The sequence below is a fragment of the Curtobacterium sp. L3-7 genome (genome assembly GCF_048756585.1).
Taxonomy (GTDB): Bacteria; Actinomycetota; Actinomycetes; order Actinomycetales; family Microbacteriaceae; genus Curtobacterium.
In genome coordinates this window covers 525,979-535,289 of the sequence record NZ_CP151474.1, presented here as the reverse complement: position 1 = coordinate 535,289, position 9,311 = coordinate 525,979, and the positions used below count along the sequence as shown (strand labels likewise).

16 protein-coding genes are annotated in these 9,311 nt (G+C 70.2%); 8 read left to right on the top strand and 8 right to left on the bottom strand.

From position 1 onward, the window contains the following. Positions 1-36: 36 nt before the first annotated feature. From AAEP80_RS02720 to AAEP80_RS02710, 3 genes are read right to left on the bottom strand one after another with little or no spacing between them, the layout of a single operon-like run. Positions 37-360 (bottom strand): ArsR/SmtB family transcription factor, encoded by a 324-nt coding sequence (locus tag AAEP80_RS02720; protein ID WP_420365863.1) that lies wholly within the window; start codon positions 358-360, stop codon positions 37-39. After that, entirely contained in the window at positions 344-781 is a 438-nt protein-coding gene (locus AAEP80_RS02715; protein ID WP_402727472.1) for an SRPBCC domain-containing protein, read from the bottom strand. Before AAEP80_RS02715 ends, AAEP80_RS02720 begins: the two co-directional genes overlap by 17 nt. Before the next feature lie 33 nt (positions 782-814). Further along, complete coding sequence (locus AAEP80_RS02710) at positions 815-1,000, bottom strand: hypothetical protein (protein WP_420365862.1); 186 nt, start codon at positions 998-1,000, stop codon at positions 815-817. A 131-nt stretch (positions 1,001-1,131) separates the two neighbouring features. Here AAEP80_RS02710 and msrA point away from each other — a divergent pair, with 131 nt between their 5' ends. Further along, positions 1,132-1,653 (top strand): peptide-methionine (S)-S-oxide reductase MsrA, encoded by a 522-nt coding sequence (gene msrA / locus AAEP80_RS02705; protein WP_413600505.1) that lies wholly within the window; start codon positions 1,132-1,134, stop codon positions 1,651-1,653. A gap of 62 nt (positions 1,654-1,715) precedes the next feature. Here the strand turns inward: msrA and AAEP80_RS02700 are convergent, their stop codons facing one another. Beyond that, positions 1,716-2,507: a phosphatase PAP2 family protein gene (locus AAEP80_RS02700; RefSeq protein WP_420365861.1), complete on the bottom strand. Its 792-nt coding sequence runs from the start codon at positions 2,505-2,507 to the stop codon at positions 1,716-1,718. Between the two features lie 77 nt (positions 2,508-2,584). Here AAEP80_RS02700 and AAEP80_RS02695 point away from each other — a divergent pair, with 77 nt between their 5' ends. From AAEP80_RS02695 to AAEP80_RS02680, 4 genes are all read left to right on the top strand, one after another. Beyond that, positions 2,585-2,959 (top strand): GntR family transcriptional regulator, encoded by a 375-nt coding sequence (locus AAEP80_RS02695; RefSeq protein ID WP_281266246.1) that lies wholly within the window; start codon positions 2,585-2,587, stop codon positions 2,957-2,959. After that, positions 2,944-3,834, top strand: a complete 891-nt coding sequence (locus tag AAEP80_RS02690; RefSeq protein ID WP_420365860.1) for an ABC transporter ATP-binding protein — start codon at positions 2,944-2,946, stop codon at positions 3,832-3,834. Before AAEP80_RS02695 ends, AAEP80_RS02690 begins: the two co-directional genes overlap by 16 nt. Next, on the top strand, positions 3,831-4,487 hold the full coding sequence (locus tag AAEP80_RS02685) for an ABC-2 transporter permease (RefSeq protein WP_420365859.1): 657 nt from the start codon (positions 3,831-3,833) through the stop codon (positions 4,485-4,487). Before AAEP80_RS02690 ends, AAEP80_RS02685 begins: the two co-directional genes overlap by 4 nt. Before the next feature lie 121 nt (positions 4,488-4,608). After that, complete coding sequence (locus tag AAEP80_RS02680) at positions 4,609-5,376, top strand: SDR family NAD(P)-dependent oxidoreductase (RefSeq protein WP_420365858.1); 768 nt, start codon at positions 4,609-4,611, stop codon at positions 5,374-5,376. A 182-nt stretch (positions 5,377-5,558) separates the two neighbouring features. Here the strand turns inward: AAEP80_RS02680 and AAEP80_RS02675 are convergent, their stop codons facing one another. Next, a complete protein-coding gene (locus AAEP80_RS02675; protein WP_413600510.1) occupies positions 5,559-5,843 on the bottom strand; it encodes a YrhK family protein in 285 nt (94 codons plus the stop codon). Between the two features lie 151 nt (positions 5,844-5,994). Between AAEP80_RS02675 and AAEP80_RS02670 the strand changes: the two genes are divergently transcribed. Continuing rightward, positions 5,995-6,240 (top strand): PLD nuclease N-terminal domain-containing protein, encoded by a 246-nt coding sequence (locus tag AAEP80_RS02670; protein ID WP_420365857.1) that lies wholly within the window; start codon positions 5,995-5,997, stop codon positions 6,238-6,240. A gap of 105 nt (positions 6,241-6,345) precedes the next feature. Here AAEP80_RS02670 and AAEP80_RS02665 read toward each other — a convergent pair whose 3' ends face one another. Continuing rightward, positions 6,346-6,939 (bottom strand): hypothetical protein, encoded by a 594-nt coding sequence (locus tag AAEP80_RS02665; protein WP_420365856.1) that lies wholly within the window; start codon positions 6,937-6,939, stop codon positions 6,346-6,348. A gap of 45 nt (positions 6,940-6,984) precedes the next feature. Here AAEP80_RS02665 and AAEP80_RS02660 point away from each other — a divergent pair, with 45 nt between their 5' ends. Then, entirely contained in the window at positions 6,985-7,521 is a 537-nt protein-coding gene (locus tag AAEP80_RS02660; protein WP_420365855.1) for a cysteine hydrolase family protein, read from the top strand. A gap of 12 nt (positions 7,522-7,533) precedes the next feature. Here the strand turns inward: AAEP80_RS02660 and AAEP80_RS02655 are convergent, their stop codons facing one another. After that, the gene (locus AAEP80_RS02655; protein WP_420365854.1) at positions 7,534-8,403 is read right to left on the bottom strand and encodes an alpha/beta hydrolase family esterase; all 870 of its coding nucleotides are present in this window, start codon (positions 8,401-8,403) and stop codon (positions 7,534-7,536) included. Positions 8,404-8,510: 107 nt separating this feature from the next. On the opposite strand from AAEP80_RS02655, the gene AAEP80_RS02650 reads away from it, so the two are divergent. Continuing rightward, positions 8,511-8,852 carry a MerR family transcriptional regulator gene (locus tag AAEP80_RS02650; protein ID WP_281266238.1) on the top strand — a complete coding sequence of 114 codons (342 nt, stop codon included), beginning with the start codon at positions 8,511-8,513 and terminating at the stop codon, positions 8,850-8,852. Positions 8,853-8,882: 30 nt separating this feature from the next. On the opposite strand, the gene AAEP80_RS02645 is transcribed toward AAEP80_RS02650, so the two are convergent. Next, on the bottom strand, positions 8,883-9,308 hold the full coding sequence (locus AAEP80_RS02645; RefSeq protein ID WP_420365853.1) for a RidA family protein: 426 nt from the start codon (positions 9,306-9,308) through the stop codon (positions 8,883-8,885). Positions 9,309-9,311: the final 3 nt, after the last annotated feature.

Sequence of the window (9,311 nt, the reverse complement as noted above, 5' to 3'; positions counted from 1 at the left end):
GCCTCCCGTCCGGCGGTCGGAACGCGTGACGAGCGGTCACGGCTGCGCTTCGGCCACCCGCTTCAGCAGGGCGAGCTGGCTGGTCCAGGTGGAGACGGACTCCGAAAGGTCGGCGACGGCCGGCTCCAAGGGTGCGGTCACGGCTTCGTAGACGGTCTGGCGTCCGACGCGTTGCGACCGGACCAGGCCGACCGTCTCGAGGACCGCGAGGTGCTTGGTCGTCGCCTGACGCGTGATGGGCAGATCGCGCGACAGCGTCGTGATGCTCGCGGGAGAGCGCGACAGGGCGTCGAAGATGGTGACACGGGTGGGGTCCGAGAGCGCGGCGAGGACGCTCCGCGTCTCAGGGGCGAGGGGCATCGGACTCGCGCTCCGACCGCTGCCGGAGCAGCCCGAGCTCCTCGGTCCAGCCGGACACGTTGTCCCCGTAGTTGCGTCGGTGCTGATCCGGGTCCATCTGCGCGAAGCCACTCTCCACGACGGACACGCGCACGGTGTCCGGATCAACGGTCGTCAGCGTGAACTCCACCGTCGTGCGCGGGACGTCGTCGCCCCCGGGTTGCCACGTGAAGACCGCCCTCGTCATCGGTTCCAGCGCGACGACGCCGACCGTGAAGGCACCGAGCGTGGCATCGGTCACCGTCCACTCCGCTCCACTGCGCTCGATCCGATGGCCGCCGAGGGTGCCGGTGTTGATCCACCACCCGGGCTCGGAGACGAGTTCCCACACTCGCGCACGGCTGGCGGTGATGTCCACGCTCGACTCGATGCGATCCTTCATGCAACCAAATGGTTGCCGTTGTCGACGGTCTTGTCAAGGGATCTGCTGAGCGAGCCAGGCGCGCACCACGTCCTCGTCGGCAGGCGTGATGCCGTGGCCGACATCGGGTGTCGTGTGCTGGACGGTGGCGCCCGCGTCCCGGAGCCTGCTCGCCACGTCGATCCCGTCCTCCGGCACCCGCCGCGCATCGTGTCGGGCATCGAGCACCAGGATCGGCATCGAGAGGCGCGCAGCAGCCGGCGGGAGGATGACATGATCCGACTCTGCCCCCGACGACGGGAACAGGGAACGCCCGTCCCGTGTTGCACCGAGCAGTGCCCGAACCAGTGGCACGACTGAAGGAGGCCAGCATGACCACCACCGAAACCGCCATCCTCGCCGGCGGCTGCTTCTGGGGAGCGCAGCAGCTCCTCCGTCGTCGACCCGGCGTCATCAGCACCCGCGTCGGTTACTCGGGTGGCGACACCCCGAACGCGACCTACCGGAACCACGGCGACCATGCTGAGTCGGTCGAGATCGTGTTCGACCCGTCCGTGATCTCGTACCGCGACCTGCTCGAGTTCTTCTTCCAGATCCACGACCCGTCGACGAAGGACCGCCAGGGCAACGACGTCGGCCGCAGCTACCGGTCGGCGATCTTCTTCACGTCGCCCGAGCAGGAGCGGGTCGCACGCGACACGATCGCGGACGTCGACGCCTCGGGGATCTGGCCAGGCCCGGTCGTCACCGAGGTGGAGCCCGCCGGAGCCTTCTGGGAGGCCGAGGAGGAGCACCAGGACTACCTCGAGAAGTACCCGGCCGGGTACACCTGCCACTTCGTGCGGCCGGGCTGGAAGCTGCCGCACCGTGACGAGGCGACCGCGGCGGTCTGACCCGGTCACGACGCAGGACGGGAGGCGCGGTGCCAGCTGGCACCGCGCCTCCCGTCGTCCGTTCAGTCGGCCTGGCCCGCGTCGCCCGCCCGGTCCTCGGAGAGCGACAGGTGGAGTCGGTGCGCGGTGATGACCGCGGTCGCCCAGCCGAGGCCGGTGGTCCACCCCATCACGACGTCGGTGAACCAGTGCGCGCCGAGCAGGACCCGGGACGCTCCCACTGCGGCGATGGTCGTGCCGGCGGCGGTGGCGAGGGCGACCTCGTTCCCTCGCCGCCGCTGCTGCAGCATGAGCAGGTACGCGACGACCGCGCCGACCGAGGCCGCGTTGATGGTGTGTCCGGACGGGAACGACGGCGAGTGTTCGTACGGCGGCGCCGCTTCGCGACGGGGCGGCCGGTTGCGGTGGACGATCCGCTTCCCGAGCAACGTCATCGTCAGGGAGCCACCGCCGGCAGCCGCGACGAACGCGAGCGGTGTGGCGCTGCGGGACCGCAGCGCCAACACGGCGCCGGTCCCGAGCGTGAGCAGTGGCATGCCGACCGGTCCGAACCCGTACGCGATCGAGCCGGCGGCGGTGTTGACCGACGGTGAGCGGAGGCGCTTCGCGAGTCGGAGCGCCGGACCGTCGAGTCGCTGTACCCCGGACCGACCGGTCACGTCGTCGTAGACGGCGATCGCGGCGGCGGTGCTCATCGCGATGACGACGCCTCCGGCGACGAGGCCGAGCGTGGACGCCGCGCGCCCGCCGACCCGTTGCGCGACCTTCCGGTGCGCGCGGGCGAGCCGTTCGCCCGGTCGGGTCGACCACGTCCGTACGTCTCGCCCGAACACCGTCGTCGTCGCATCGGTCACGACATCATCGTGCTCCTCTTGACTGGCTGTTGTCGGTTCCGTACTGTTCTGCTGTACATAAACAGTTGGAGCACGGCTTGCGGATCATCCTCTCGAGCACCAGTTCGGTGCCGATGTACGAACAGATCAAGACCCAGGTCCGCAACGCGGTGCACGCCGGGGAGCTCGCCGAGGGTGCGCTCCTGCCGTCGCTCCGCCAGCTCGCCCTCGAACTGCGGGTCAGCGTCATCACCGTGACGCGCGCCTACAACGATCTCGTGGCCGAGGGGCTCGTCCGGAACGAGCACGGCCGCGGGTTCGTGGTCCGGGCCGTGGACGCCGGGGCCGCGGGGTCCGCCCTCGCCGCACGGGTCGACGGCGCGACCGACGAGCTCGTCCAGGCGGCCCGCGCAGCACGCATGACCATCGACGACATCCGACGGAAGGTCGAAGACGCATGGAACCGACACTGACCGACACCGCGATCGCGGTCCGTTCCCTCCACAGGCGACAGGGGACGTTCGCCCTGCACGACGTCGACGTCACGGTCCCGACCGGGCTCGTGACCGGGCTGGTCGGGCCGAACGGCGCCGGGAAGACGACCCTCGTCAAGAGCATCCTCGGCCTGGTCGGCACGGACTCCGGCTCCGTCGAGCTCTTCGGCACAGGCGGCCCGCAGGACACCGCGGTCCGCGAGCGGATCGGCGTCGTGCTCGACCAGGTGAGCGCGGCCCCGGAATGGAAGGTGGGCGCTGTCGGCCGCTATGCCGGGCTCCTCTACGAGCGGTGGGACGACCGCAGCTTCCGCGACCTGCTCGACCGGTACGACGTCCCCGCCGAGAACCGCGTCGGCGGACTGTCACGCGGGCAGACGGTGAAGCTCTCGCTCGCGATGGCGCTCGCCCACGACCCCGAGCTGCTCGTGCTCGACGAGCCGTCGAGCGGCCTCGACCCCGTGGCACGGCGCGAACTCGCCGACACGATCCGGGAGTTCGTCCTCGACCCCGGCCACACGGTGCTGTTCTCGACGCACATCACCGAGGAGCTCGACGACCTCGCCGACCACCTCGTGGTGCTCGCCGGTGGGACGGTCGCGTACGAGGGTGCCGTCGACGAACTGCACGATCGCTTCGCCGTCGTACGCGGTGCCGGTCCGTTCCCCGAGGTGGCACGACCGTCGACGATCGGCGTGCGGCACGACACCACCGGTCGGTGGGAGGGACTCATCCGCTCCGACGACACGGCCTGGTTCGGGCCAGACGTCGTCATCGACCAGGCCACCACCGACGACGTGGTCGTGCACCTCGCCGGGGACACCCGTTCCACCAGGAAGGAGATCACCGCATGAGTGCCGCCGTCATCCGCTTCGCTCGGTTCGACCTCGTCGCGATGGCTCGCACGCAGCCCCTGCGCGTGCTGCTGCCGTTGCTCTTCACCGTCGTGTGCTGCGTCACCCTGCCGGTCCCGGGCATGGGCATCGCCGTGGGGGCCGTCGTCGCGGCGGTCTCGGCGTCGATCCCCTTCCAGGGCGACGAGCGTGGCCGGCTCGACACCCTCTACGGCATCGCACCGATCGGCCGCACCGCCGTCGTGCTCGGTCGCTACCTGTCGATGCTGGTGTTCGCGGTCGTCGCGGTGGGCATCGGGACGGCGACGACGCTCGTGATGGGGGCGGTCCGCCACCAGGACATCGGGTGGCCGCTCGTCGCGACGATGCTCCTCGGAGCTGCCGCCTGCGTCGGGGTCTCGTTCGCCGTTCAACTGCCGTGGTTCTTCGCGCTGGGGTTCACCCGCGGGCGGCCGATGATCTACATCCCGGTCGGCATCATCGCGGTCGTCGGGTTCATCGTCGGGCAGACCGGGTGGTTCGAAGGGATCGGCCCCGCGGACGTCCTCACACCGGCACCGTGGCTCGCGGCGCTCGTGCTCGTGGCGGTGGGCGCGCTGTTCGTCGGGTCTGCCGCGGTCGCCGTGCGCGTGTACCGGCGGCGCGAACTCTGAACCGGGCCGTCACCCGGTCACCGCAGCGCCCCGCCTGCGCGATGCTTCAGCGGATCGTGCGGGCGACCCCAGCCGCGGCGGAGCACCGTGGGATGCACCATCCCCCACACAAGGAGTCCGCATGCTGCTCGAGGGCAAGACCATCGTCGTCACCGGCGGGAACAGCGGGATCGGCGAGCAGATCTGCCTCGCCGCCGCTGCCGAAGGCGCAAACATCGTCATCGACTACGTCGCGCATCCGGACGAGACGGACTCGCTGATCGACCGGATCGAGCAGGCCGGCGGTCAGGCGGTCGGGGTCGACGCGGACATCACGACCTCGGCCGATCTGCACCGCATGGTGCAGAAGGCCGTCGACTCGTTCGGGTCCCTCGACGTCCTGGTCAACAACGCGGGCATCGAGGACCGGAAGTCCCTGCTCGAGGAGACCGAGGAGGGGTACGACAAGGTGATGGCCGTCAACATGAAGAGCGCGTTCTTCGGGACGCAGGCGGCCGCCAAGCAGTTCATCGCGCAGGGCTCCGGCGGTCTGGTCCTGAACATCTCCAGCGTGCACGAGGACTGGCCGATGCCGGGCAACCTCGCGTATTGCGTGTCGAAGGGCGGGATGCGCATGCTCGCGCGGAGCGGTGGCGTCGAGCTCGGCCCGCACGGTGTCCGGATCGTGAACATCGCCCCCGGCGCGGTGGACACCCCGATCAACACGGCGACGACGTCCGATCCCGACAAGCTCAAGCAGCTCGACGCGGCCATCCCGCTCGGACGGCCGGCGAAGCCGCACGAGATCGCCGAGGTCGTCGTCTTCCTGGCGTCCGGGAAGGCCGCGTACATGACGAGCACGACCGTGACGATCGACGGCGGGATCTCGCAGGGCAGCGTTGGTCTCTGACCCCGGCTCGGAATTCGTCCTCCCGGTGGATGTCGCTGGCCGACCGGCCGACGCAGACTCGTGGTGGGGAGTGAATCCGATGGGTCGCGGCTGCCGTCTCCAGGGCAGCCGCGATCACCCGGAGGACTCGGTTCCGACGTCCGTACGGGAGACCGTTGTCGGATCGGAACAGTCCCGCGCGGTCAGAAGTCTCGGGCGGACGACGCGGGTGAACCGGGAGCGATGCGGCCGAGGTGGACGCGGCGCGCGAGTCGGATGACGGGGCGGATGAGCAGCTGGACGCTGCCGATCAAGAAGAGCCACGTCCCTGCGATCGTGGTGGACTCCGAGAAGAACAGGATGCTCCCGACCACGAACCAGAGGGCGACCATGACGTCGTTGACGATGCTGATCGTCTCGTAGAGCCCACGGATGCGTAGTTCGTCCGGTCCGATCCGGAGGGTGACGTCGTGCTGGCTCCCGCTCATCCGTGCATCAAACCAGAGTCGTCGCGTCGCTGGCCGCCGGACGGTTCCGCGGCCGCGAGTCGGTGCGCCGGCCGGACACGATGTCGTTCGCGCGAGGGACGCGATGCCGTCGACGCCTTCGTAACGTTGCCGTCGACCTGTTGGAGGACGGATGGAGGACGACGTGCTCGAGAACATGAGTGGGCTGCACCTGCTGGTGACCGCGCTGATCCTGGCGCTGGACGTGGTCGCGCTGGTCCAGGTGTGGCGTGATCCGCGCCGCTCGGACGTCGTCAAGGTCGCCTGGACCGTGGCCGTCCTGTTCCTGCCGGTGATCGGCTTCGTCGGCTGGGCGGTGAACTGGCTGCTCGGCCGTGCCGCAGACCGGCTGAACCGCTCCGGGGCCGCGGGCAGCTGATCCCTCACACCGGATCCGGGGCTTCCGTACCGGACTGGAGGCTCGGTGCCAGGCCGCCACGAGCCTCCCGTCCGGTGACCGCTCACCGCCACCGGACGGTGCCGGTCAGCGACCGGTGCCGAGTGCGGACTCGATCCGACTGATCGTCCGGCGCATCGCGTACTCGTCCTGCGCTGGCTGGTCGTCGGCCACCCACAGGTGGACCGCTCCGGGGCCCGACCTCCTCGGTGCGAGGCGGACCACGATCCCCCATCGGTACGCGACACCGCGCGGCGTGGGCTCGCTGAACACGTCGAAGCCGAGCACCTCCGAGCGGAGGGCGATCGGCATCCCCGCCCCGTCGTCGCGCGTCGACCAGCTCCTGATCCCCGTCCGGTCGAAGCCGAGGTCGCACGGGAACCAGATGCGCAGGCTGGGGTTCCAGGCCGCGAGGTCGGCGGCCGTCGAATCCGTCGCGTGCGCGGTGACGAACGCGGTGCCGGGATGGGCGTCGGTCTTGTGCCGGAGGCGTGCCCGCCGGCGGTGGTTGACCTCGGTGGTGACGCAGGCGACGCCGAACGCGACGGTGACGAGGATGCCGAGACGGAGCTCGGTGGACAGGGCCTGTCCCTCGTCGGGACCGATCAGGACCGCGAGGACGACCGTCGCGACTCCGAAGACGACGGTGATGGCGGCGAGGAGGATCGTCGACGGGCGCACGGCTCGACGATGCCAGAGTCCGGCGTGCAATGGGACACTTGCGCTGTGACCGTCTCCAGCGCTCTGCTCGTCATCGACCTGCAGCGCGGTGTCGTCGTGGACTGCTTCGACGCCGACGCCGTGCTCGACCGCGTCGCTCGGCTCGTCGATCGTGCCCGTGCCGAGGGGGTGCCGGTCGTCTGGGTGCAGGACCACGACGACTTCGCCGAGGGGTCAGACGGCTGGGCGCTGGCGGAACCGCTCGTGCGCGATGCCGACGAGCCGCTCGTGCGGAAGGAGTTCCGGGACTCCTTCGCCGGTACGGACCTGGCCGAGGTGCTCGACGGGCTGGGTGTGCAGCACCTCGTCGTCGCCGGGGCGCAGAGCGACTACTGCGTCCGGACGACCACGCAGGCAGCGGCGGCACGCGGGTTCGACGTCACGCTGGTGTCCGATGCGCACACGACGACGGACGCCGAGCACGATGGCGTCGTCATCACCGGCGAGCAGATCGTCGCGCACACGAACATGTACTTCGCGGGCCTGCGGTACCCCGGTCAGCGGTTCGCCGCCGTGCCGCACGACCGGGTGGAGCTGTCGTGAGCCCCACGTCGGTCAGCGGGACCCGCTCGCAGCGCGCGTCCTGACCCCGAAGAAGGTCGCGATCTCGTCGGCCATCGACCAACTGCGCTCCGTCCGGCCGATGACGAACGGAGCGCGCTTCGGCCCCGGCACGGTGTGCCCGGCACCGTGCACGGCGAGGAACCGCACGGGCGCACGTCCGGGCTCGGCGTGGTCGACCTGTTCCGTCCAGACCTTCCCGGAGCCACGACGCGCGGTCGTCGGAGCTGCCGCGATGCCGTTGCGCCGGGCGAAGTACGCAGCTGTGTCCGGTGCCGAGAGCGCCGTGCCGCCCACCTTGAAGGCGCGTTCGGCCCAGCGCTTCATCGGGCCGCCGCCGAACGGGACGATCGGATCAGACGTGCCGTGGACGAGCAGCATCGGCATCGGGACAGCGAGGGCATCGGCGGCGAGGAAGTCCTCCGCCGCCGGCATCGTCGCGGCGATGACGGTCGCGCCTGCGAGGAGCTCCGGCACCTCGTGGACGAGGCGCATGACCATCTGGCCGCCGTTCGAGTAGCCGACGACGAAGACGCGCGTCGGGTCGATGCCGTGCGAGTCCACGAGCGACGCGATCGCTGCCCGGACGAAACCCACGTCGTCGAAGCCGTCGAGTCGGGCCGGGAACGAGCTCTGTCGCCTGGCGTCGTTCCAGTTGCCACGGTGTCCGTCGAGGTACGCCACGACCGCACCCCCGTCGGCTGCGAATCCGTCGTACATCCGCCCGGTGAAGGCGCGGTGGGACTCGCCCTGCTGCCTCGACCCGTGCAGCACCAGCAGCAGGTCGCGTGGTCGGTCGGCAGCCGTGGCCCCGACGATGGTCATCGTGCGTGCACGTCCACCGACGTCGATCGTCTTCCGCATGGTCCTGCTCCTCGTTCCGTGGTGGGATGCCGTGGTCGGTGTCCCTCGTCGACCGTCACGGTAATGTCTGACATCATGTGAAGGTCAAGCGGGCAGGAGGCCTCGGGATGAACATCGGCGAACTCAGTGCCCGCTCCGGCGTCAGCCCACGATCCCTCCGCTACTACGAGGAACTGGGGCTGCTCACCGCGGAGCGCTCGGCGAACGGCTACCGGAACTACTCCGAACCGGCGGTCGAGCTCGCCAGGACGATCCGCACCATGTTCGAGATCGGCTTCTCGCGGGACGACGTCCGACAGATCTCCCCGTGTGTGACCGGCCGGCACGACACCGTCGACCGGGAAGCCGTGATGGACACCGTGGAGCGGATGCGCGACGAGATGACGCAGCGGATCGACGAACTCGTCGCGACGCGGGCGTCCTTGACGGACTTCCTGGCGACCCGCTGATCGGGTCGGTCACGCCGGCGGGAAGGCGGGTCACCCGACGGCGGGCTCGCCGTCGCGAACCGCTGCCACTGCCTCGATCTCGACGAGTTGGTCGTCGTAGCCGAGGACGGTGACGCCGAGCAGTGTGCTCGGGACGTCGTGGGTTCCGAACGCGTCCCGTACGACCTCCCATGCGGCGACGAGGTCGGCCTGTCGGGCGGACGCGACGAGCACCCGCGTGCTGATGACGTCCTCGGTGGTCGCGCCGGCGGCTCGGAGCGCCTCCTGCATCGTCTCGACGCACTTCGCCGCCTGCCCGGCGTAGTCCCCGACCGCCGCCGTCGAACCGTCCGCCTCGAGCGGGCAGGCACCCGCGAGGAACACGAAGCGCGTGCCGCTGGGTGCCGTGGCCGCGTACGCGTACTCCGCCGCGTCGCTGAGGGCTGCGGAGCGGATGAGGCGCACGACGCTGTTCACCAC

Coding starts and splice junctions, on each gene's coding strand:
- AAEP80_RS02690 (WP_420365860.1), top strand. CDS start 2,944: ATGGAACCGACACTGACCGACACCGCGATCGCGGTCCGTTCCCTCCAC.
- AAEP80_RS02685 (WP_420365859.1), top strand. CDS start 3,831: ATGAGTGCCGCCGTCATCCGCTTCGCTCGGTTCGACCTCGTCGCGATG.
- AAEP80_RS02655 (WP_420365854.1), bottom strand. CDS start 8,403: ATGCGGAAGACGATCGACGTCGGTGGACGTGCACGCACGATGACCATC.
- AAEP80_RS02720 (WP_420365863.1), bottom strand. CDS start 360: ATGCCCCTCGCCCCTGAGACGCGGAGCGTCCTCGCCGCGCTCTCGGAC.
- AAEP80_RS02710 (WP_420365862.1), bottom strand. CDS start 1,000: ATGCCGATCCTGGTGCTCGATGCCCGACACGATGCGCGGCGGGTGCCG.
- AAEP80_RS02670 (WP_420365857.1), top strand. CDS start 5,995: ATGGAGGACGACGTGCTCGAGAACATGAGTGGGCTGCACCTGCTGGTG.
- AAEP80_RS02675 (WP_413600510.1), bottom strand. CDS start 5,843: ATGAGCGGGAGCCAGCACGACGTCACCCTCCGGATCGGACCGGACGAA.
- AAEP80_RS02650 (WP_281266238.1), top strand. CDS start 8,511: ATGAACATCGGCGAACTCAGTGCCCGCTCCGGCGTCAGCCCACGATCC.
- msrA (WP_413600505.1), top strand. CDS start 1,132: ATGACCACCACCGAAACCGCCATCCTCGCCGGCGGCTGCTTCTGGGGA.
- AAEP80_RS02715 (WP_402727472.1), bottom strand. CDS start 781: ATGAAGGATCGCATCGAGTCGAGCGTGGACATCACCGCCAGCCGTGCG.
- AAEP80_RS02680 (WP_420365858.1), top strand. CDS start 4,609: ATGCTGCTCGAGGGCAAGACCATCGTCGTCACCGGCGGGAACAGCGGG.